The following is a 24158-nucleotide window of genomic DNA, read 5'->3' as shown; positions in this document are numbered from 1 at the left end:
GAATATTTATTGTTTTTTACCCTCTGAATTCAATCCAGCCAATTGTCATATCCGGCTTTACCAAATCCAGACGCAGTTCATAATAACCGGGTTCCAGTTCAACCTTGATGAGCTTCTGCGTGATTTTATTTCCGTCGGTACCGTTGAGTTGGACCGTGGTCATGACTTCCCCATTTAAAATCATATTTACAGTTGCCTGTGCCTGATTTGTTCCCTGTGAAGAAAGTTCGCCTACAATGCTGTATATTCCAGGATTTTCTACTTTCAGACATACGGTTTCCCCATATTGCGGTGTGATCTTCGGTAGTTCAGACAGTAAATAACAGGTTTGGTCTGCTGTTATGCTTTCTGTTATACCTTCTGCAGCGGATTTTTTTGCCGCAAATTTTTGAATTCTGGCTGCTTCTTCCGGTTTTCTTTCAAAGGCAGGAACCTGCATCAGGAACTCGCATATATTTTTTGCACATCTCTGAAGTTCGCCTATCGTAAGACATCCTTTTTCCAGATATTCCAGTGTATTATCGTTCATGGCATTTACTTCTGCACCATTATTATTGACAACCATGTAAATATCGTTTTGTGCCCGTACCATGAATGCAGTGTTTTTCTTATCTGCAGGTCCGCCATTTACGTTATCATTCATCATTGCCCACCAATCGGTCATGACGATTCCATGGTATCCCCATTCACCCCTTAGTATAGTGGTATTTAAGTCATAATTAGAAGCTGACCAATGACCATTTACCGGATTGTAAGAAGTCATGATGGATGTTGCCTGACCTTCTTTCACTGCTATTTCAAAAGCTTTCAAATAAATTTCACGAAGTGCCCGTTCTGAAATAATAGAGTCTGCATGGAAACGAGCTGTTTCCTGATTATTTCCTGCGAAATGCTTCACTGTACCCACACAACCTGATTTGCGTATTCCTTTTACTGCCGCGCAGGCAAAACATCCGGTCAGATAAGGATCTTCCGAGTAATATTCGAAATTACGTCCGTTCAGCGGGTTTCTGTGTATATTCACGCCCGGCCCCAGCAAGGTATCAATTTCGTTATTCCGTAATTCTTTTCCTTCTAATTCATACAGTTCTTCCATCATCGGAATATTCCAGGACGAAGCCAGCAAGGTTCCGATGGGCATCTGCGTAGCTTTTAATCCGCTTTCCATCCGAATTCCGGAAGGACCATCCGCCGCACAGGCGATGGGGATTCCATATGCTACTAATGCATCACCTACACCGCCAAAAGCTGCTGCCGTCCCGGGAGTTACTTTTGGGCTGCTCATCCCTTCACCGCGCACAATGCAAGCCAGCTCATCTGTGTTTAACTGGGCAATAAAAGCATCAATATCTGATTTTCCCTCCGCTACATCCTTGAGCTTAATTCCTTTGTCACCGGTCTGCTGCATTGTTTCCGGCAAACGCTCCGTAATTCTGTCCTGCAGTAAAATTGTCTGCAGCGGGGTCTCTTCCTGTGCAATTTGATAAATTCCTTTGCTATCGGTTTTGCCCGGTTTTATTCTCTGGAAGGCCCTTACAGGTGCCATTGCCTCTTCCAGAGTCTCAGATACGGTCAGAGAATCGATGATATATGCACCTTTTTGATCTACATCTGCTTTCACTAAGTCACGCACACTGTTGCCCACAAAGATTTCATAAGCACCTGCTTCCAGTACATAACAGGATTTATTTCCGGTAATGCCGCTGTCATCATAGGAAGCCATAGCTGCAACCGGAAAACTAATAAGCAATGTTGCTTCTTCATTTGGCTGTAACTTTTCAGTCTTGGCAAATGCACGCAGTTCTTTTACAGGTTTTCCCAGTACTCCCTGGGGTTCTCCGCTGTAAACCTGAATGACTTCTTTTCCAGCATAGGCACCTGTATTTTTAACGTGGACTGCAAGATCTATTTTGGCATCAACACCATCACCTGTGGACTTTGCTTCTGCCACTTCTATATCAAAATTTGTATAAGATAATCCAAATCCAAAAGGATACTGCACTTTTTCCGGGGCAAAGGTTTCGAAATAACGATATCCTACATAGATATCTTCCTGATAAAAATTCTGTTCTTTACTTCCGAAATTACTGGTAGAAGGATAGTCTTCCAGCCTGTAGGCAATAGTATCCGGCAGTTTTCCACTGGGATTTACTTCTGCTGATAAGACATCTGCAACGGCAAGACCGCCGGTCATACCTCCCTGCCAGATGTATAGGATCGCCTTGATATGATCCTGATAAGCAGAATCTTCTGCCCAGCTCATATCTATAATATTTGCAACATTCAATAAAACTGCAACTTGTTCAAAGTGACGTGTCAGAACTTCAAGGTTTGATTTTTCCTCCTGAGTCAGACGGTATCCGCCTTCTGCATCTGCATTATCCTGATCTTCTCCTGCAGTACGGCCTATGATAAAAATCGCCTTTTCAGATTTTTCCCGGGCATTTTTTGCAAGATCGTCCGTGATCAGCATTTCTTTTTGATGCCACGGCTCCGCTGCCCATCCGCCGCCTCCGTCGTCAGCAGGATTTTTGGCTATCCACTCTTCATACAGCTTTACTAGTTCATCATTGAGTTTCATTTTTTTGTTCTGGCGGATTCCATCAATAATATTGCATACATATTCTACATTCACCGCACCACCTGATCCGGTACCGCTTCTATAATAATCAAATTGGCATCTTCCGAATACAGAAACCACCTCGTCTTCTAAAACCGGCAGCATGTTGTTTTCATTTTTCAATAACACTGCTCCTTCTGCGGCTGCAATTCTGCTGTAATCGGCCAGCTCCGGCAACGGAACTCCTATTGTATTCTTACTCATATCTTTACCTCCGGGATATTTTTTACATCTTTTGTAAAATCAGTATATCCCATTTTTTTGTTATATGATATAATAATTCCATTCAAAAATAGTAAAATTTTGTCATACAGCCTTTGTGTATGCTTTATAAATCTAAAAAAGGAAGGAACAAATATGATCCATTATTGGAAAGAAGAAAATGTATATATAGACGGTGTTCCGTGCCAGTTTTTGTGCCATCTGGAAACCAGGAATTGTGCCGGAATCGTCTATCCTGCGCACTACCATGATTATATAGAAATGCTTTATGGCCTTTCGGGTACATTTAAAGTATATCTAAACGGTTCCTATCACTCCTTTACCGGGGGCGATCTGGTTTTAATTAACTCTCATGAAGTGCATCAGATTGACTCCCTGTCTGAAAATGGAGGCGAGTATATAGTTGTGCGGTTCATGCCGGATTTGATTTACAACCGCATGTCCCAAAACCACTTTGAGCTGGAATACATCCTACCATTTATCACCGAAGATGCCAGACATGAAAAAGTAATTCCGTATTCGGAGATCCGGGACACCATGCTTCCTACGTTATTTCACAATATTATGACAGAAAATCATGAAAGAGACTACGGATATGAGCTCGCCATTAAGAACCATATCGGAAGCATTTTCTTATGGATACTGCGCTATTGGCACCGGTCGGGAAAACATCCGGATAATTACAGACAACCGGACCGGCAGCTGTACGAAATGTTAAACCCGGCTTTTAATTATCTGTCGGTCAATTATGAAAAACCGGTAAAGGCTTCTGAAATGGCAGAATTATGCAGCCTTAGCTCCAGTTATTTTTCACGTTCTTTTAATCGGCTTATGGGAATGAGCTTTAATGAATACCTGAACTACATCCGTGTAAGCGAAGCTGAAAAATTATTAATTTCCACCCCTCTGAGCATCACAGAAATAGCGGTAACCGTTGGATTTAGTACATCCAGTTATTTCATTAAAATATTTAAGATATATAAGAATCTATCGCCGAAGCAATTCCGGATGACTTTGCTTTAGTCAGATGTGGATTTTATGTATATATTTACTTGTTTAAGGTTTTAATGAAGAAACGGTCAGCGAAAAAGTAAATCACTTGGTAAACATGATAAGTTTAATCATACTATCATATTTTATCAGTTTTATATTTTGATTACCCTCCAGAGTTCGTTCGCTTATGATTTAATATCATGGCGAACTACTCCTGAGTAACCGGGAAGAACCTGGTAGTCCTTAGCGCTTAATCCTATGAACTGCCAGGCCCCTTTTATATTTATATAACATCTGATTAGTCTATCTTAACCTGCATTATTTTGTGCAAACTGGCTATTATACAATTTTTCATATAATCCTTTTTTACGGATTAATTCCTCATGAGTTCCAACTTCTTTAATATCACCCTCCTGCATATATAAGATCATATCGGCATCTCGGATTGTGGAAAGCCGATGGGCAATCACAAAACTGGTTCTGTTCTTCATGAGTCTTGCCATGGCTTTCTGGATCAGTACTTCTGTCCTGGTGTCAACAGAGCTGGTTGCCTCATCCAGTATCATAATCGGTGAATCAGACAAAATTGCACGGGCAATGGTAAGCAGCTGGCGTTCTCCCTGAGCCAGGTTTGCAGCGCCTTCAGCCAGAACCATCTGGAATCCTCCGGGAAGCGCTTTTATAAAATGATCTGCATGCGCTGCTTTTGCGGCATCCACAACTTCCTGATCGTCAGCATCCAGCCTTCCATACCGGATATTTTCCATAACTGTTCCCTGGAAAAGCCAGGTGTCCTGCAAAACCATTCCAAAAATGCTACGAAGAGACTCCCGTCCCATTTTTTGAATATCAATGCCGTCAATTAAAATGTTTCCACTGTTGATGTCGTAAAAACGGAGCAGCAAATTTACCAGCGTAGTTTTTCCGGCACCGGTAGGTCCCACGATAGCGACTTTGCTTCCAGGTCTCACTTCCAGCGATACATCTTTAATCAGCGTTTTATGCGGAAGATACCCAAAGCTTACATGGCTAAAGGTAACTTCTCCAGAAACTTTTTCCGGAAAAACTGGATTGGTTTCTTCCGGTATTTCTTCTTTCTCGTCCAAAAATTCAAATACGCGGTTAGCTGCTGCTGCTGTAGACTGCAAAATATTCGTAATCTGAACTGTCTGGGTAATCGGCTGTGAAAATTGACGCAAATATTGAATAAATGATTGTATCATGCCAATTGTCAAAGCACCCTTTATGCATAAAAATCCACTGATCACCGCAACCAGTACATAACCAAGATTCGTCATTGCCTGGGTAATCGGCTGCAAAAGACTCGATAAAAATTGTGCTTTCCATCCAACTGCGTAAAGTGTCTCATTCGTCTCTTCAAAATCACGGATAATATCCGGTTCTTTTCCATAAGCGCTGATTACCGTATGTCCCGTATACATTTCCTCAACATATCCATTTAATTTTCCCACTGTCCCCTGTTGTTCCTGGAACAAAAACTGGGATTTGTGGGCTATTTTCATGGAAATAATCAGTGCCAGCGGTACCGTTATTATTCCGATCAGAGTCAAAGCAGGGCTGACCACCAGCATCATTATTAATATAAAAACAGCAGTGGAAATAGAGGTCAGTATCTGATCAATGGACTGCTGCAAAGAAGTGGAAACCGTATCGATATCATTGGTTACCCGACTCAAAATATCTCCGTATGGGTTTGTATCAAAGTAATTAAGTGGAAGCTGCTTTAATTTGCCATCCACTTTATTTCTAAGATCAAATATTGTTTTTTCAGACACACCTACAATGATAAAAGTACTCAGATACTTGAAGATGCAATACAATAAATAAATCACACCCAGCACGATTAAGATTGTTATAAATTTCCGGATACCAGTGGATACAGGAACGCCGTTAACTACAATTCCCGCTAATGCATCCGTCGCCTTTCCCAGTATAAACGGTCCGAGGCTGTTAAAGACAGAAGCCACAATAATAGACACAATAGCAAAATAGAGACCTCGCCGGTAGGGCTTCATAAAAGAGAACAGTCTCCTGAAAATCTTCATTATATTAATCGTCTTCGTCTGTTCAATCATGCTCCCGCCTCCTCTTCACTTAACTGGGAATGTACAATTTCTTTATAAACTTCGCATGAATTCAGCAGTTCTTTATGCGTACCCATTCCTACACAATAACCATCTTCCAGAACCAATATACGGTCTGCATTCATAATGGTACTGATTCTCTGGGCTACGATGATCACTGCCGCATCTTTGGTCTCCTCCTCTAATGCCTGTCTCAAAGCCAGATCCGTCTTAAAATCCAATGCTGAAAAACTGTCATCAAATATATAAATTTCCGGCTTTCGGACAATAGCCCGTGCTATAGCCAGCCTCTGCCTCTGTCCGCCAGAAACATTGCTGCCCCCCTGGGTTATATCGGTATCAAATCCTTCCTCTTTCGCAGTAATAAATTCATATGCCTGGGCAATCTTAGCTGCATCCTCGATCCGGTCCTCCGATGCCAGCTCATCACCAAATTGAATATTGCTCTCAATCGTTCCTTTAAACAGAAAAGATTTCTGGGGAACATACCCGATTTTTCGTCGTAATTCCTTTAAATCATAGTCTTTTACATCCATCCCGTTCACCATTATCCTGCCTTCCTGGGCATCATAAAACCGCAGAATCAAATTAATTAAAGAAGATTTTCCACTTCCAGTAGAACCAATAATTGCTGTAGTTTCTCCCGGTTTCGTTTCAAAGGAAATATCGTGTATAACCGGTTCTTCAGAATCAGGATAAGAAAAAGTGACATGTTCAAATGACAAGAATCCCCTTTTATCTGCTGCTCCTTCTTTTGGATTTATTGTCGTAATAGTTGCTTCAGTATCAAGTACCTCATTGACTCTGGATGCAGAAACAGAAGCTCTTGGATACATGACAAAAATCAAAGCCAGCATCATTACAGACATCATGATCTGCATAACATATTGAATCACGGCAATTACATCTCCGGTCAGAAGCGGCATGCCATTCACCCGTGTAAGCTGATATCCGCCAAATGCCAGCAGGGCTACATTGGTACCATAGAGAACCAGACTAAGTACAGGCGTCAGGGTTCCCATGATTCGCTGCATCCGCATAGAATTCTTCATAAAGCTTTCATTTACGTCATAAAAACGTCCGGACTCATGTTCTGTTGTTCCAAATGCCCTGATCACACGGATTCCTGTGAGTTTTTCTCTCATGACCAGATTGATTTGATCAATCTTGGATTGCATGATTTTCGATAATGGTATTGACCTCAGTGCGATCACAAGTACCGCTGCTATCATAACCGGCATAGAAATAAACAGCACCATAGACATAGAAGGGCTTTTTAAATATGCCAGGATGACACCTCCGACACACATCACCGGAGCCATCAATACTATGCGCAGGAACATATTCATGAAATTTTGCACCTGGGTAATGTCATTATTGGTCCTGGTGATAAGAGAAGACGTAGAAAAACGGTCAAACTCTGCCCTGGAAAAATACTGAACTTTCGTAAACACCGCACTTCTCAACCGCCTGCCAATCCCCATAGAAACCCGTGCCGAAAAGAAACCCGTTGCAATATTGCACAATGCCCCCACGATCGTGAGAATAAGCATAGCGCCTCCGGTACGGATAATAAATGCCGCATCACCTGTTGGTATTCCTTTATTAATAATGTCTGACAGATAAGCAGGCAGCCCCAGATTACAAAGTACACCCCCAATTACCGTCAGAGCAATGAAGAAAACCGCCGCTTTAAACTTACCCAACTCTTTAAATACCTTTTTCATAGGCATGATTCTCCTTCTACAAAAATCTAAAGTTTCAACTTTTAAATATCATCTATTCCTACCTGTAGTATTGCTTAAAATTGAAAAAATATCTATTCAAGTTATATTTCGAAAATATTATCTTGATATTTGCAATCTGATATTGTATAATAATAAAAACGCAATGCATAGTCACTGTTTAAATATAAAATTCTCTTTTTCTCTAAAGACATCTATTTTTCTATTGTACAATTTCCGTACCTATTCCCTTTAGTGCAGAATCATGAATATTTCCAAGTGTCCGTGTATTGCCTATTCAAGAGGAGGATAACATGACACAAGAAAAAGACTTATTCATCAATCAATATCTGGAAAACCCTGAACATTTTGCAGATATTTATAACGGAACTGTATTCCGTGGTAAACAAATCATAAAGCCGGAGGATCTTTCCCCTGCGGAATGCAATCAATCCATTCTCCTGCCGGATAAATCCGGAAGAAAAAAAGCAGTTAGACGCTACCGCGATGTGGTCAAGAAAACTCATTTGGGAGCTCAGTTTGCTATTCTTGCATGCGAAAATCAAACTGACGTAAATTATGCAATGGTAATACGTTCCATGCTGTACGATGCGTTGAATTATACCAGACCGGTACAGTAAACTTGATCTTCAGACTTTTGAGCTGATTCACCTGCTTCTGGGTGAAACAGACAAACTGGATACTTTAAAGAACACAGCCACAACAGACACGAAAGGAGTTGTTTTTAATATGTGTAAAGCTTTTGATGATATCAGAGAAGAAGAACGTTCCATAGGAGAAAAAGAAGGACTCATAAAAGGAGAAAACAGATTTGCCGCTCTTTCCCGTTATTTACTTCAGGAAAACCGGATTAAGGATTTAATGCAGGCTACTACGGATCTGGCGGTGAGGAACAGGTTGTATCAGCAGTATCGATTGTATTGATATTCTGTAATAATACATGCAAGCATCGTGATCACCGACGCTGAAAGCAAAAAGTGCCCATAACTGATAGTCATTTAATGTCTTTTTATTTGTGTTGACAAATTTGGTGATATTACATACAATTACATTATCAAAAATATTAACACCGTTAATCACAGGAGAATTTACATATGGGAATAAAAGAAAGACGAGAAAATGAAAAAAAGCAGATGTGCAGAAAAATAATGGATGCTGCAACCGAAATTATCAATCAAGAAGGCTATGAGGCCTTGTCCATTCGAAAGCTTGCCGCTAAAATTGAGTATTCCCCCACAACAATTTACCTCTATTATAAAGACAAGTCACAAATCATAGATGATATTGCTGCTATGCTTTATACTAAGGTAGAAAAAAATGCCGCTCAATTTCTGACAGAGCATCAGACCTGTCCGATTGACCAGCAAGTCCGGGGACTTATGGTTCTTGTAATAAAAATCCTGTCAGAAGAAGCGGAAATGACAAAATCCGTTATGTACAGCGGAAAAAATGTTATTTTTGCGTCTGAAAATGGGTCAATACCTGACAATGAAGGCATCCGAATGATGGACAGCCTTTTGGAAGAAGGAATACGTCAAAAAATATTTAAAGAAAATGCCGCTCATACATCCTGGATGATCGTTACTGCCCTGCTGGGTTTTGTTATGTGTGCATCCGAAAACTGTCTATATAAATTGGATAATTTCAATGAACTTAGCGTAAACTTTGCAGGAATTTTATTAGGGGGGATTTTAGATGAATGCTAAAAATAATTTTCTTTTTACTAATCGCTTTTAGCCGAACATTCTCTTCAGGTGGATGCCATCTCATCAGCCACTTACAGCAGCGATACCATTCGTAAGGCTGTTGATAATGCTTTGCTAAATGGGAAATCGTCAGGGTAGCCCGCTGCGCCTCCTGTTATTTGATTGATTTCGTCAGAACAAATAAATGTGTATATAAAATTTGGCAGATGCACTAAAAAAGTGTACTCCCGTGCATCCGCCATCATTTTATTTTCAATTTATATTATTATCCCGTCCTCACTAACTAGTCAATCTGTATTTTCAGGCAAACAGGGTAAGGTGTCTCTATCTTTTCTTCCACCTTTACATGCATTCCTGTATCATCCCTTGTAAATGAAACCGCTGCATCATAGCCCAATACGGCAACGCCTTTTACATCAAACGTACTGGTAGAAACACTGCAGACTTTTGGAATGCCGCAGGCTTTAATAGTTACCTGCCCATCCTCAGGAAACTTCATCACAAATGCATATAATACACCTGCTTTATACGTAAAGCGAATATCCTCCGGGGTAAATGGGGCTCTGTCCACATCCGTAAAATATCCGCCGGCAACCTTGGTAGGTCCCTCTCCAAATATCTGCCAGAATGTGGTGCCATAAATTCCTTCCCCATTTTTCTTCAGCCAGTTTCCTATTTCAAGCAGTACATTTCTGTCTTCTTCCGTAAATGTACCATCCGCTTTTGGTCCTACATTCAGCAACAGGCAGCCATTTTTACTGACAATGTCCACCAGATCCCCAACCAGGTCTACCGGTGATTTAAAATCATTTCCATGGGTGTAACACCAGGAATTTTTTGCAATTGCAGTATCTGTCTGCCAAAGCTGGGGACGGATGGCATCCAGTTGTCCTCTTTCCAGATCAAATACCGCACTTCCATAAGCATAAGCATCGTATTTATAATTAATTGCCACTTCTATTCCCCATTCAGCTGCACGATTATAATAAAATGCTGCAAATTTCTTCAGGTAAGGCTTAAATGCAACATTCTGAATCCACCAGTCAAACCAGACAATCTGAGGACGATAGTTGTCCACCAGCTCACACATTCTGGCGAGCCAGTCATCCATATGTTCCTTACCGGGAGCAACCGAATATATATCATGTGTCACACTTCCATCCAGATCTCCTCCATCCTGCTGCTTCCAGTAGAAGTCTTCAAAAGCAGGATCATTGATATCTGAAGCAAACTCCCTTCCTCCATTGAAAAACCAGCAGTGTTCTGCCCGGTGGTCAGAGACAGTAAATGTAATATCACGTTTCCCCGCTTCTTCTTTTAACTCTTTGATTATGTCTCTTTTGGGTCCCATGTTCTTGGCATTCCATTTAGACAGTTCACTCTCATACATCTGAAAACCATCATGATGTTCTGCAACCGGCATGATAAATCTGGCCCCCGACTGTTCAAAGAGATCCAGCCATTCATCAGCCCTGAAATGTTCTGCCTGGAACATAGGTATAAAATCTTTATAGCCAAACTGGTCATGAGGACCATAAGTCTTTAAATGATGCTCATATTCCGGGGTTCCTTTCAGATACATATTCCTGGGATACCACTCACTTCCGAATGCCGGAACCGCATAAACACCCCAATGGATAAATATCCCGAATTTTGCATCCTGATACCATTTTGGAATTTCATATGTGCATAAAGATTCCCAGGTGTCCTGAAATGGCCCCTGTGCAATTACACGCTCCACTTCATACAGTCTCTCCCTGACTTTTTCTTGAACTTTTCCTTTGCCTTCTTCTTGAACTTTTCCTTTGCCTTCTTCTTGAACTTTTTGTTGTACACCCATCTTACTTTCACCTATCTTTCTTATTTTTTTTCTTATTTTTTTTCCTTATTTTTTCTTCCTTATTTTAAATTTCTTATTTTAAATTCCTTATTTTAAATTCCTTAAATTCCTTATATTCCTTCTACATATCTAAGCCCTGGAAATACATCAGCTTCTTATACTCACTTTAATACCAGATATACCAGATGCTACCCCAAAGAACTATGCCCCATATTATGCTCTTTCACCTGTTCCATTTTTTTAATATACTCCGAGGGACGCATACCGAATTTCTCTTTAAAACAGGTGCTAAAATAACCTGCATTCTGAAAACCATTTTTAGCAGCCAGCAAATCTATACAGCTGACACCGTCCATTATCATCCGGACAGCATTTGCAAGGCGCAGTTCTTTTATATAAGATGGAATTGAAGTGCCTGTCATTTGATTGAATATCCGGCTTAAATAGGATGGATTCACATAGCATGAGTTTGAGATCACAGTCAAAGAAAGCTGTGCTTCCTGATAGTGAAGGTCTATGTATTGCTTGGCAAGCTCAATGATAATTTCTGTACCCGAATTTCTCTCTTCTCCCTGCTGACAGAGTTTTTCCAGAAACAACTTAATTAAAAATTCTTTATATGGGGTAAAGTGCGGTATCTCCTGGGCCTTCTCTTTCTGTCTCTCCGATTTACCGCAGAATTCATTTAGCGCATCCATTAAGCTTTGGGATAAACTGTTAAACTCTTCCGGCTTTGTGTAATGTTCCTGGGCATATGCAAAGATTTCCGAAAGCTGCCTGCTCACTTCTTCCTGCCTCCCCTCATACATTTTATCCAGCAAATCTTCTTTCATTTTCTTGTAGTACATTTCTCCCAGAATCGCCCTCTGACTCACCTGCTGTTCCCCATCCAGTATTTCGTTTATTTTTTCCAGAACCTTTTTTAGTTCCTGTTCTTCCACAGGTTTTAGCAAATACTCTTTTACGCCATAATGGATGGCATTCTGGGCATAAGAAAAATCATCGTACCCCGTCAGGAATATAATTTTTACCGTACTGTTTTGTTCGTATAATTTTCTTGACAGTTCTATCCCATTGATAATCGGCATCTCAATATCTGCAATCATTAAATCGATCTTTTTCTCCGACAATATTTGCAGAGCTTCTTCTCCGTCTTCGGCTTCTTCGGCAATGGTGAATCCATACTTTTCCCATTCTATGCAGCTTTTCAATCTTTGTCTGGCATAGAATTCATCCTCTACAATTAAGATCTGATACATGTCAGCCTCACTTCTTTCCTGTTATATAACGTCTTTACGTTAAAATAATTCGCTCATCTTAATAAAAGCAATGTTTAAACACACTCTGGAGCGTGGTCTATGGTATTGTATGGAAAGACAAAATATACTTTTGTAAATTTGCCCAGTTCACTTTCTATGTGAATACCGTAATCCATTCCATAACACAATTTTATCCTTTCATCAGTTGCCTTAATGCCAAAATTGACTTTCTCTTTATCCCATTCATCCTGGTTAAAAACATCTTTGATTTTTTCGCTGTCCATTCCTATGCCGCTGTCATAGACACAGAGTATTACCCGCTCATTCTCTATATAAACCTGTACTTTTATATTCCAGTCATTCTTTTTTCCCCTGAGACCGTGCAGCACTGCATTTTCTACAATTGGCTGAAGGCACAGCTTTAAAATAGAACAGTTTTCTGCTTCTTTTTGACAATCAATTTCGTAATTCAGTTTATTGGGATAACGGTATTTTAAGATATTAAAATATCGTTCGATAATATTTAACTCTGTCTTCACGGGTATGACTTTATTTCCCTTGCTCAAAACTCCCCGGTAAAAAAATGCCAGTTCTTTAACCACAAAAATAATGTCATCCGTCTTGTTCAAAGACGCCATACCACAGATACATTCCAGTGTATTATACAAAAAGTGGGGATTTAACTGGGATTGGATCAGGGCTAACTCATACTCCTTTTTCCGATTCTGTTCTTCTAAAAGGTTTTTCATCAAATCATCGTTTTTTTCTATCATCCTGCTAAAAGCGATAAACAGCTCTCCAATTTCATCTGACCGATCCTGGCTGATCTTTATATCCCGTCTGCCTTCCCCGATCTGAATAATAATTTTCTTCAGACGGATAATTGGATCCGATACATATTTTGCAAGAAAAGATCCCATGAATACCGTGAGAACGATAAAAAAACCACCCAGAAAAAGCAAAAACAACTGAAGCCGCCGGCTGTCCTTAACCACTTCCGCAACCGGAACAATACCTACAATATTCCAGCCCAGCTTTTTATACATTTTATTGGTGACCAGGTACTCCTGGTTCCCCATAGTAATTTTATGGTTTCCTTCCGACTGGCTGATAGCATTATAATATTCCTTATCCGAATAATCTTTCCCCAGTTCTCCCTTGTCTTTATAAGAAACTACTTTTCCGGAATGGTCCAGAATCACATAGTGTCCTGTATCGGCCAGACGAATATTCTCGTACAATTCTGTAATTACCGATTCATCCACCATCAGTTCTACGCATCCGACTACTTCAACCGTGTTTTCGTTATAAATTTTCCTGTAATATGACATTACACATTTTCCGGCTGAAAGAGGCATGGATGTAAAATAATAATTTTCATTGAGTTTCCATAAATAGCTTTCCTGCATGCCATAAAACTGCCTTACAAAATCAGTATCTTCTATTTTCCTGTCGGGATCAATAAACTTATTGACAGAAAAGGCTTCTCCTGTATCGTGATAAGTATGGATAATCAGATTACTGATACAATTAGACTTGATGATATTTAACAGATATGCAAATACATCCTGTTTCACAGAATAATTGGCATTTTTCTGTCCTTCCAGCCATTTTTGCACATCTTTATTGGTCAATACCAATACGGAATAGCTCTCTATATTCTGGGTCAGTAAATCTAATTTTTCTGAGATTACATTCAGGTTCTGATATGAATTGTCAATCATTTTCTCTACCAGCATATTGTTGGAATACACCCCTGCAAGCAGCAGCATTATAAGAAGCATTCCCGCCATGCAAGGTACCAGCAATACGAATATTTTCTTTTTTAAAGAAATCCCATTAAATAGCTTCCTCAGTAATCTCATCCTCACTCTATACCCCTTCTGTACGCGCCTTTCTATATTCCTACCCTTTCACGGACCCTGCTGATAAACCTGCAATTACTTTTTCCTGGAAACACATAAAAATGATAATCATCGGAATAATTGCTACCACCATTGCCGCTAAAGTTGCTCCTACATCTGTATTATACTGCGCAGAAAAACTATTGACTACCTGTGTTATGGTTTGAAATTTGGGTTTTGATATAAACAGCGTCGCAAAGATGAGGTCGTTATAAATATTTACAAATGCCAGAATACCTGCTGTAGAGATTGCCGGAAGGGATAATGGCACAATCATCTTCCGGAAGATGCCAAAAGTCCCGCTTCCGTCTATGGTTGCCGCCTCATCAATTTCTTTGGAAATTCCCCTCATATACCCGGTTATCAGCAGGATGGACATGGGTAGATTGAACGTTACATATATAGTAATCATCGTAACGGGATTGTTCTGCATCCCCAGCTTCCCAATTGTCCCTACCAGTGGTATAAAAGTTGCCTGTACCGGAACTAAAATTCCCAATATGAAGTAAATATTCAGCCCATCAATCAGCTTTCCTTTGAACCTTGACAAAACAAATCCAGCCATCAGTGCAATGACCATAATCAGGATAACGGATATAATGGCATAGGTAAAAGAATTAAAAATGCCTTTTATAACCCCGGATCGCAGGATTGCTTTATCATAATTTTTAAAACTCCATATCTCTGGAAGTTTAAAGGGCCCCATATAGATTTCGTTGGTATTTTTAAAAGACCCCAGTATGACAACAATCAAAGGAATGATATTCATACATGCCCACAAAATCGCCAGTATATAGAGAATTTTCTTTTTGATTTTTACTTTCATTATCTCGCCTCCTCTACTCTTTTGCAACCAGATACTTATTTGCAATCAGACTTCCAATTAACCCCACCACCAGAATAAATGTAGCAATCGTGGCACCATAGCCAAATTTTCCATAGGAGAACGTCTGCAGGTACATATTAACTGCCGGCACTTGCGTGGCTTCATTTGGACCTCCCTTTGTCATAACAAATACCAGGTCGAAGGTCTTCAGGGTTCCGGTAATCATAAGAATGACATATACTTTTAAACTTTCTTTCATCATGGGCAGTGTAATATAGAGAATTTTTTTTATTCCGGTTGCTCCATCCAGTTCGCCCGATTCATATAATTCTTCAGGTATAGCTGTCATACCAGCTGAAAAAATAACCATATTTAAGCCGATATATACCCATGCACTTACCAGTACTACCGAATACATTGCGATATCGGGATTGCCCAAAAAGTCCATGTTAAAATCAGGATTAAAAAATCGTATCATATCATTAATTAAACCCCAGTTTGGATTTAAAATAAATTTCCACATAATTGCTACCGCTGTCATCGGAATAATAACCGGAAGGAAGAATGCAAATTTAAATGCACGCAGCCCCCGTATTTTTTTTGAGATAAACATAGCCAGTAAAAATGCAATCGGACCCTGAATTAAAACACCCTGTGCCAGATAAATAAACATATTCCGGATACAGATCCAGAATACACGGTCGCTGAACATGCGTTTATAATTACTGAATCCTACAAATTCTTTCGGCGTCTGCCAGATGCCATTCCATTCCACAAATGACAGATAGACAGTCTGAATGATTGGTGTGAAAAACATAAATGCGATTAATAGAAATGCCGGAAGAATCATGAAAAACGGCACATAATATTTTTTTATCCATTTCACGGAAAGTCCCCCCTTTATATACACGGACAGGCTTCTCCCCTGTCCGCGCATCATTTTTAATTATGGCTGTCTATTTCGTCCTGAACCTCTTTCATTGCAGCTTCCGGAGAATTACCTGCTACCATGCCCGCAAGGGAATTTCTCAGTCTGTCCTGTAAAGAAGCAATTGTGCTGTACTGGTCAATTTCCTGCATTAAGCCAGTTGCCGTATTATTTATCAGGTCAATACATTCTTTTGTTAAATAATTCATCTCTTCCGGCGGTGTTGCACTCTTAACTGCGAAGATCTGAGTGGGATCTGCTTTCCATATCTCGGTAACGACTTCCGGTGAAGTAAGGTATTTTACCAGCTTTACGGTTGCTGCGGTAGTTGCCTCATCTTTCTTAGCTATAGACAGACCTTCATTTGGACCTCCCATTGAGCCTCCTTTTAAATCCATCTTGTCATCAAATGCAGGGAACCAGATTACATCTACTCCTTTTCTATCCAGAAATTCCGGATTGTTTTCCAGAATATTGGTCGGCTGCCAGGTTCCGATTGCAATCATCGGGGATTTCTCCGTTGAGAAAAGTGCCTGCTCTGTTGCAGAATCCAGGGATGCAATGTTTTCGCCAAAATACCCTTTGTCCTGCCAGGATTTCATAAGATTTACTAACTCCAGCATCTTGTCGCCGGTGTACTTTTCTTTTCCATTTGCCAGGTCATAAATATAATCCTCGCCATATTTTCTCATAACCAGACCGGAAAGGAGATGTGCAAAACGCCATCCTTCTCCTGACATTGGAACCGGTGTAATACCTTCTTCCAGGAACTTATCGCAGACTGCTTCAAATTCTGAAATCGTCTCCGGATATTTCAGTCCTCTGGATTCGAACATATCCTTGTTACAATAGAGAACGGTAGCAAAGTCAGTAAATGGAACCCCATATACACCTTCTTTTGCCTGATATTCCCACATACTGAACAGATCTAAAAAGTTATCTTTCCACTCCTTATCCTTTTCAAACTCAGAGGTAAGGTCATACAGAACATCACTTTCCACGTAGGAATAGATGGTACTGCCGCCATAATTCTGGAACAATTCATACATATCGCCTGTAGCTGCCGCTGTTTTCATTTTTTCATAAAACTGCGTATCGTCCGCCCCTGCTACGGCATCATATTCAATCTCAACATTCGGATTTTTTTCCATAAAATCCTGACAGGCTTTATATATAGCGGCTCCCAGAACCGTATCTTCCGCCCAGCGGTTCAAGAATTTGATTTTGACCGGTTCGCCCTCTCCTGCCGTCTGCTCTTCACCTGTCTCCTTTTCTGAATCCGCTCCTGCAGCTGTTGTCTCCTGGGTTCCCTTCTTATTGCCGGTGGTCTTTTCCCCGGAATCCGCTGAATTTCCTGCACATCCTGCAAGTGTTGCAGACAACATCGTAACCGCCAATAAAATACTTATGATTCTCTTTTTCATCTTAAATCCTCCTATTTCGGTTCTTCGTATATTTTTTTCACATTAGCGCTAACTGATAATGCTATTTTAGCAATTATGTATAATGTCGTCTATAAAATATATTTACCTCACCGTTAATATTTTTACTTTTTTGATGTTTAAGTCAATATACTTTGTATGTTTTTATATATTTTCTCACATACTAACTAATCGACTCATTCTGATTAACTACAAATCTCCGCCTTACAGTTTGGTCCTCCCTGTGTCTTTTTTTGCGAATTCAAACAGGATACAGCAATCAGATACTAAAAAGAAAGTGACTTTACTTTTGCGAAATGCTAAACTATAAACAACAAAATATTAAATATCTACAAAACCTTAAACTGTAAAGAAAGAAACAGCAAAGTAATAAGGTACAAAAGAGATTTGTAAAGGAGGCTGCTTTTTATGAATCATGAATTTACCCTGCTGCAGAGTGATTATACGGTCTGTTCGGAAGACTGGGGTATGACAGATGAAAATGCTTTATTTTACCGCATGTACTATATCCTCGGTGGTGAAGCATATCTCAAAAAAGGGGATCAGAAGATCCGACTGGAACCGGGATTTTTCTATATTCTGCCTTTAATGAAACCGTATACACTCTGGCATATTAAAGAAGATCCCCTGCAGGTACTCTGGTTTCACATTCAGATAAAGATGGATTTTTATATTGATCTGGGAATTGTAAAAATAATAGAAAATACCCCGATGTATTATATCCTTCAAAGTCTGCGTTCATTTATGGGACAATCCAGATATCAGAGAGAAACAGAACAGCTTTTTGATATATTCCTGACACTGCTTAATGAGGATCTTCCCCTGCAAAAAACCGATCATCCTGCTATGAAAAGCGTACTGGATTATATCGATACACATTTAGCGGACCGCATTACAGTGCGTGATCTGGCAGCATATGTGGGAATGGAGCGATCCTACTTTTCACGTAAATTCAAAGCTACTTTTCAAATGTCACCCAACCAGTATCTCTATTCCGCACGTTTGAACCGGGCAGCCATTGCCCTGGCACAGGGAGCTACTGTGTCAGAAGCCTGTCAGATCGCAGACTATGCAGATGAAAAATCTTTCTCCAGAGCCTTTCACAGCTACATGGACATTTCGCCCAGCACCTACCGCAAAAGTCACATCGTGCAACCTTAAAGTCACACCACAGTGTTGTGGCTTTTTTCTATTCATGATACCCTTTAGAAAAGAACAACACCGGGAGGTAGGTATATGTTACAAGAAGAAAAGAGTGCAAAAATTAATATGATCCGTTTTACAGACTCGGACAAAGATATTCTGCGCACCCTGGGGTATCGAATCGCAGAAATATCTGACGACAGCAGAAACGCATTACGTGCAAAGAACTGGGCTTTATTAAATGACAAAAAATCCGTAAAACCAATGGTCTGGATCAATGAAGTTCCATGGCATGAATTGAATGTGGATGATGAATTAACGTTGAGATGCCGGCAGCCCTGGGCCAGAAAGTTAGAGGATAGCCTGCGAAAAACAATCTACCAGTGGAATCATTTCCCTGGAGATATGGTCGTTAATCCTTATATGGAATCTCCACTTGCTATTTCGTCTACCGGTTTTGGAATTGAAGAAGATGTGACCTGCGTATCTACTGATCAGGATAACGACGTAGTATCCAGGCATTTTAAAATCCAGATCTCGGAACCGGAAGATATCGAAAAGATTAAAATGCCTGTTGTTACACATGACATTAAAGAAACCGAAGAAACATTTGCCGCCATGAATGAAATATTTGCGGATATTCTTCCCGTGAAAAAGGTGGGAAGAAAGCACATCTGGTATACACCCTGGGACTACCTGGTACGATGGTGGGGTGTACAGGAGGCAATTATGGATCTGATTCTCCGCCCAGATATGGTGCATGACATTTACGAACGCATGGTACAGGCATGGATGAAGGAAATGGACCAGCTGGAAGCCATGAACCTGCTTTCACTGGATAATAACAATACCAGAATCGGTTCCGGAGGATATGGCTATACGACAGAACTTCCCGGAGCTGACTATGATTCTTCCCATGTGATGGCGAAAAACATGTGGGGCTGTTCCAACGCACAGATTTTCTCTACCGTCTCTCCCGAGATGCATTGGGAATTTGCCGTAGAACACGACTTGAAATGGCTGGAACGCTTTGGCTTGACCTATTATGGCTGTTGTGAACCGCTGGATATTAAAATGGATATACTGCGTCGTATCCCCAACCTTAGAAAGGTATCAGCATCTCCCTGGAACAACAGTGAAAAAATAATAGATGCAATTGGTTCCGATTACGTAATCAGCCGAAAGCCTAATCCGGTAATTGTAGCAGGAAATACCTTTGATTCCAATCAGGCTGAAAAAGATCTGCGGGACTTTATGGCCCTTACGGATAGCGGATGCCATGTGGAACTTATTTTCAAGGACATCTCCACGGTGAGATATGACCCGAAAAGACTCTGGGAATGGGAAAAAATTGCTATGCGCGTTGCAGATGATTATGCAGGGTAAAACTAAAATAACAGGAATTTGTAATTTTACCCAATTACAAATCCCTGTTATGGTATGCATTTATCGATACATTTTTAGCTGTATATCATCTGGTTCTGTCATCCAGAGTATAGTCTCCCATACCTCCTGTCCGTCATTTTTCTGTCGTGGTCCCGGAGTACTTCTGCCATTCAAAATATATTCTTTTAACTGATGACGCAGTTCCTTTGCCAGTTCTGGATACTGCTCTATCACATTTACACGTTCTCCAATATCCTGTGATAAATCATACAGCTGGAACCTGGGAAGATTTTGATCCTCCTCTCCCGGTTTGGGATCTGACCAACCGCCGGAGCCGGGACACATTTCCAGTTTCATCATCCCTTTTCGGATAGAAAGGGAACCATCGATACTCTGGTGTACCACATCTCTGCGGACCTCCGGTCCTTTCGCATCTTTCCAAAGCGGCAGATTGCTGACACTGTCTTCTCCTGCATTTTCCGGCAATGGATAATCAAAATAATCAGCCAGTGTGGCCATCAGATCACAAAGGCAGACCACCCGGTCACATACGCCTCCTGCCGGGATCAATTCCGGCCAGTGCATAATCAGCGGAACTCTGTGCCCACCTTCATAGATATCTGCCTTTGTACCCCGGAATACATAGCTGGGATTGTGTCCCGCTGCATTTAACTCTTCGTAATCCGCCATTGGGGAACACCCGTTATCCGAGGTGTATAGAATAACCGTATTTTCTAAAAGCCCCAGTTCTTCCAGCTTTTTCGTAATTCTTCCGGCTGCGTCATCACAGTGCAATACAAAATCTCCATAAGTATTCGTTCCCGATTTGCCCAGGAACCGTTTTGCCGGGAGAATCGGTGTATGGGGCGCAGGCATGGGAAAATAAATAAAAAAGGGATTTTCTTTATACTCTTCTATCTTATCCAGTACCCTGTCTGTGAGTTCATCCAGAACATTTTCATGTACGAACCCCGCTGCTGCAGGACCTTTCCTCCAAAATTTCTTGCCTGTATTCTGGGTCTCATGATCCGGCTTTGCCGTAAAATGATCATTCTCGATATAGACATAGGGAGGCATATCCAGAGATCCGCTGATTCCGAAGTAATAATCAAAACCATGTTCCACCGGAGATCCTTTTATTTTTCCTGCGTAATCCACTCCGTCGCTTGCCCCAAATTCTTCCGCTTCCCGGAAATCTTCGAATTTGGCAAAATCCATTCCAAGATGCCATTTTCCGATCATTGCCGTTTGGTATCCCTGTTCTTTTAAAAGATTCGCCACAGTCATACGGCCCGGCTCCAGAAGGGGGGCTGAATATCCTCCCACAACATATGATTTCAGCCGGGAACGCCAGTTATAGCGTCCCGTCAAAATACTGTATCTGGATGGAGTGCAGACTGCGGAAGATGCATGAGCATCCGTAAAACGTATGCCGTTTTCGCACAATCTGTCCAAATTAGGAGTCTGAAAAGGACAATTTTCGTTGTAAGCCGAGATATCTCCATAACCCATATCATCAGCCAGAATATAAATCAAGTTTGGGCGTTTCTTTGGTTTTCCCATCCTGTTCTCTCCTTTCCCGATTAAATTACGGTTATTCCTTTACGATTCCATAATTATTTTCAGCCGACCAGCCATTTTCTGCCTTCACTTCGTCCAGTACCTCTTTATAAGAATCATTTACCATCTTTCCAAATTCTCCGGTTGATAATCCGCCCTCCAGATACTGCTGTCCTGCCCGATGGAAATAAGTACGCAGTTTTTCATTAATGCCTGTATAATAAGCCATGCGTAAGGGTTCTTCCGTAATAATAAATCCGCTTAAGCTGTCCGGAAGTTTTGTTGTATTTGCCAGCGGAATTCTACAGATGCCGTCAGCAAACTTTTTCTGGATGTCCGGTGAAGACATATACTGAACAAATTTAATTGCTGCTTCTAATCTGGCATTATCCCCTTCCAGGTTTTTATTGATTGCATAAATGATATCCGGCTGTCCGCCCAAAATTACAGATTTCCCCATTGCATATTCTGATGTATCTTTTGTAATGACCGGAACCGGCATTACTTCATAATTAAAGTCATCCCCTACGGCATCCTGAATCTGGCTGAGATTTGTTGAAAGTGCCTGTACCATTGCAACTTCGCCTCGCATGAACATATCCAGCGCTGATTTTTGATCCAGTCCATTGTAATCACTGGTCCAGTACTGTGAAAATTCCTTCATCATATCAAATCCTTTTTCCAGCTGCGGACTTGTAAAATCAATTTTTTCTTCATCGAATCCTTTTGCGATTTCTCCTAACTCAATATAGCCGTTACCGGACTCGTCCAGTTCTTTAACAAGCCCTTCATCCAGCTGACTGGAAACAGAGTTGTTAAACCAGAGCCAGGAAAGATCTCCAATTGTTGCATTGGGGAATCCAAATGGTATCGTTCCGGAATCTTTCAGTTTTTTACAGGCATCCATAAATTCCGCCCATGTCTCCGGTTTCTTCACACCTGCTTTTTCAAACAAATCCATGTTACAGAAAATACGAACCACACTGGTTGAAGATGGATAGCCCGGAACCACATTGTCCGGAAGTTCCATTCTTTCTAATATAGAATCCGGAAGAGTCTCTCTCCAAGGCTGTCCGGGATCATAAGCACTTTCTTTGTCATAGAGATCTTTAAAATTATACAGCCAGCCACTGTCATAATCCGAAGTGATATTATATAAAATATCTGTATACACATCCGGTCCTTCTCCCGCGGAAAACTGTGTTGTCAGCCAGGTTCGGTAATCTCCCGTGGGTATGGACTCAAACTCCACCTGAATTCCGGTATCATCTGTGAATGCTTCGATAATATCCTGGGTAAGCTGGTTAGCCTTTTCGTCCGTACCCAGATCCTGCACAAACTTTAGCGTCACATTTTCTCCACCGCCTGCTTTCTTTTCACCATCCGCCGACTCATCTTTTTTAGATTCCTCCCCCTGATTTGCCTCGCTTCCCGCCTGGGTATCTTTAGCCGCACCGGCTGCTTTACCGGTTTCTTTGTCACCGCCCGATGCTCCGCATCCTGCCAGCAATCCAACCGCCATAGCCCCGCTTAAGAGAACTGCAATTATTTTTTTCTTCATTTTAATTTCCTCCTTTTTATATAAAGTCCGGCCCACATGAACCGACCCTATTTCTGCTTTCATTAGTTTCTTTAACTATCCGCTCTTTTTTCTGGACGCGCTTATCCTTTCACGGATCCCTGGGTCAATCCTGCTACAAAAGATCTGCTTGCAAAACAGAACAGGATGATCAGCGGCAGGGAGGCAATAATGTATCCCGAAAACAACACACCATTTCCGTCATTCACTGAGGTTACCATTTTCGTCAAAGCTACTGCAATCTGCTGGGTTTTCTCTCCTGTCGCTGCTACCAGGGGCCAAAGATAGTTATTCCAGGCAGATAATCCTGTCATAATCGTCATCGTTGCTATGATGGGTTTTGAAAGAGGTGCTGCCACCTTCATTAGAATTGCCATATCTCCCGCCCCTTCTATTTCGGCTGCTTCAAACAGACTTTTCGGCAGTCCTTCCATCGAACCTCTGGTCAGAAATGTCCCCATCGCAACACTGTAGGCAGTAGGCGGTAAAATCAGCCCCCAGTACGTATTATATAACTTTAGTTCCGATATCTGGATGAACTGGGGAATCAGCATTACAAATCCCGGGATCATCAGCATTGCTATAATACCATAATATAATACCCTGGAACCTCTAAATGTAAATCGTACAAATGCATAAGCTGCCAATACCGAAAGTATAATAGTCAGAATAATCACTGCAAAAGTAACAACAAAAGAGTTCATCATTGGTCTTGCTACCTGGGATAATGCTTTTTCAAAATTTACGAACCTCCACTCCGCTGCAAACATAAAAGGATTCATAATTATTTCTTTCTGAGGCTTAAATGCATTGATTACTAACAGGTAAAACGGTGATAAAGTCAGGAGCAGTAATAGGCCAAGTACTACTCTGCCTGAGATTTTTGCAAATAATTTCATA

General features: G+C 40.9%; 19 protein-coding genes. 7 read left to right on the top strand and 12 right to left on the bottom strand.

Going from position 1 to position 24158, the window contains the following annotated elements; all coding sequences use genetic code 11:
• Window positions 1–16: 16 nt before the first annotated feature.
• Window positions 17–2824: a glycoside hydrolase family 3 protein gene (locus tag QR40_RS10790; RefSeq protein WP_044294866.1), complete on the bottom strand. Its 2808-nt coding sequence runs from the start codon at window positions 2822–2824 to the stop codon at window positions 17–19.
• 153 nt (window positions 2825–2977) lie between these two features.
• On the opposite strand from QR40_RS10790, the gene QR40_RS10785 reads away from it, so the two are divergent.
• On the top strand, window positions 2978–3865 hold the full coding sequence (locus tag QR40_RS10785; RefSeq protein ID WP_138003843.1) for an AraC family transcriptional regulator: 888 nt from the start codon (window positions 2978–2980) through the stop codon (window positions 3863–3865).
• A gap of 278 nt (window positions 3866–4143) precedes the next feature.
• Here the strand turns inward: QR40_RS10785 and QR40_RS10780 are convergent, their stop codons facing one another.
• Together QR40_RS10780 and QR40_RS10775 are read right to left on the bottom strand one after the other, a co-directional pair.
• Entirely contained in the window at window positions 4144–5931 is a 1788-nt protein-coding gene (locus QR40_RS10780; protein ID WP_044294864.1) for an ABC transporter ATP-binding protein, read from the bottom strand.
• The gene (locus QR40_RS10775; RefSeq protein ID WP_044294862.1) at window positions 5928–7667 is read right to left on the bottom strand and encodes an ABC transporter ATP-binding protein; all 1740 of its coding nucleotides are present in this window, start codon (window positions 7665–7667) and stop codon (window positions 5928–5930) included. Before QR40_RS10775 ends, QR40_RS10780 begins: the two co-directional genes overlap by 4 nt.
• 311 nt (window positions 7668–7978) lie before the next feature.
• Here QR40_RS10775 and QR40_RS10770 point away from each other — a divergent pair, with 311 nt between their 5' ends.
• From QR40_RS10770 to QR40_RS33635, 4 genes are all read left to right on the top strand, one after another.
• Window positions 7979–8305: a hypothetical protein gene (locus tag QR40_RS10770; RefSeq protein WP_044294861.1), complete on the top strand. Its 327-nt coding sequence runs from the start codon at window positions 7979–7981 to the stop codon at window positions 8303–8305.
• A 109-nt stretch (window positions 8306–8414) separates the two neighbouring features.
• Window positions 8415–8609 carry a hypothetical protein gene (locus QR40_RS10765; RefSeq protein WP_044294859.1) on the top strand — a complete coding sequence of 65 codons (195 nt, stop codon included), beginning with the start codon at window positions 8415–8417 and terminating at the stop codon, window positions 8607–8609.
• A 170-nt stretch (window positions 8610–8779) separates the two neighbouring features.
• On the top strand, window positions 8780–9391 hold the full coding sequence (locus QR40_RS10760; RefSeq protein WP_044294857.1) for a TetR/AcrR family transcriptional regulator: 612 nt from the start codon (window positions 8780–8782) through the stop codon (window positions 9389–9391).
• A 48-nt stretch (window positions 9392–9439) separates the two neighbouring features.
• The gene (locus QR40_RS33635; RefSeq protein ID WP_081998859.1) at window positions 9440–9529 is read left to right on the top strand and encodes an FMN-binding protein; all 90 of its coding nucleotides are present in this window, start codon (window positions 9440–9442) and stop codon (window positions 9527–9529) included.
• Window positions 9530–9674: 145 nt separating this feature from the next.
• Here the strand turns inward: QR40_RS33635 and QR40_RS10755 are convergent, their stop codons facing one another.
• The 6 genes from QR40_RS10755 to QR40_RS10730 form a co-directional block, all read right to left on the bottom strand.
• Entirely contained in the window at window positions 9675–11231 is a 1557-nt protein-coding gene (locus tag QR40_RS10755) for an alpha-L-fucosidase (RefSeq protein WP_081998858.1), read from the bottom strand.
• Window positions 11232–11419: 188 nt separating this feature from the next.
• Entirely contained in the window at window positions 11420–12490 is a 1071-nt protein-coding gene (locus tag QR40_RS29745) for a response regulator transcription factor (protein ID WP_052430795.1), read from the bottom strand.
• A gap of 74 nt (window positions 12491–12564) precedes the next feature.
• Window positions 12565–14355, bottom strand: coding sequence for a sensor histidine kinase (locus QR40_RS10745; protein WP_044294855.1), 1791 nt, complete (start codon window positions 14353–14355; stop codon window positions 12565–12567).
• A 40-nt stretch (window positions 14356–14395) separates the two neighbouring features.
• Window positions 14396–15220, bottom strand: coding sequence for a carbohydrate ABC transporter permease (locus QR40_RS10740; protein ID WP_052377697.1), 825 nt, complete (start codon window positions 15218–15220; stop codon window positions 14396–14398).
• Between the two features lie 13 nt (window positions 15221–15233).
• Window positions 15234–16106 (bottom strand): carbohydrate ABC transporter permease, encoded by an 873-nt coding sequence (locus QR40_RS10735; RefSeq protein ID WP_160295798.1) that lies wholly within the window; start codon window positions 16104–16106, stop codon window positions 15234–15236.
• 56 nt (window positions 16107–16162) lie between these two features.
• Window positions 16163–17572 carry an ABC transporter substrate-binding protein gene (locus QR40_RS10730; RefSeq protein WP_027292876.1) on the bottom strand — a complete coding sequence of 470 codons (1410 nt, stop codon included), beginning with the start codon at window positions 17570–17572 and terminating at the stop codon, window positions 16163–16165.
• 426 nt (window positions 17573–17998) lie between these two features.
• Here QR40_RS10730 and QR40_RS10725 point away from each other — a divergent pair, with 426 nt between their 5' ends.
• Both QR40_RS10725 and QR40_RS10720 read left to right on the top strand, forming a co-directional pair.
• The gene (locus QR40_RS10725) at window positions 17999–18751 is read left to right on the top strand and encodes an AraC family transcriptional regulator (RefSeq protein WP_027292875.1); all 753 of its coding nucleotides are present in this window, start codon (window positions 17999–18001) and stop codon (window positions 18749–18751) included.
• Window positions 18752–18826: 75 nt separating this feature from the next.
• The gene (locus tag QR40_RS10720) at window positions 18827–20119 is read left to right on the top strand and encodes a hypothetical protein (protein WP_052377695.1); all 1293 of its coding nucleotides are present in this window, start codon (window positions 18827–18829) and stop codon (window positions 20117–20119) included.
• 60 nt (window positions 20120–20179) lie between these two features.
• Here QR40_RS10720 and QR40_RS10715 read toward each other — a convergent pair whose 3' ends face one another.
• The 3 genes from QR40_RS10715 to QR40_RS10705 all read right to left on the bottom strand — a co-directional run bounded on the left by QR40_RS10715 (window position 20180) and on the right by QR40_RS10705 (window position 24157).
• Window positions 20180–21682, bottom strand: coding sequence for a sulfatase family protein (locus QR40_RS10715; protein WP_052430793.1), 1503 nt, complete (start codon window positions 21680–21682; stop codon window positions 20180–20182).
• A gap of 31 nt (window positions 21683–21713) precedes the next feature.
• Window positions 21714–23240, bottom strand: coding sequence for an ABC transporter substrate-binding protein (locus QR40_RS10710; protein ID WP_044294852.1), 1527 nt, complete (start codon window positions 23238–23240; stop codon window positions 21714–21716).
• A 101-nt stretch (window positions 23241–23341) separates the two neighbouring features.
• Window positions 23342–24157, bottom strand: a complete 816-nt coding sequence (locus QR40_RS10705) for a carbohydrate ABC transporter permease (RefSeq protein WP_044294850.1) — start codon at window positions 24155–24157, stop codon at window positions 23342–23344.
• Between the last annotated feature and the right edge of the window lies 1 nt (window position 24158).

This window comes from Robinsoniella peoriensis (assembly GCF_000797495.1).
In the GTDB taxonomy this organism is placed as follows: domain Bacteria; phylum Bacillota; class Clostridia; order Lachnospirales; family Lachnospiraceae; genus Robinsoniella; species Robinsoniella peoriensis.
Note: the sequence above shows the minus strand (reverse complement) of the source record. Positions and strands in the feature narration are given on the sequence as shown.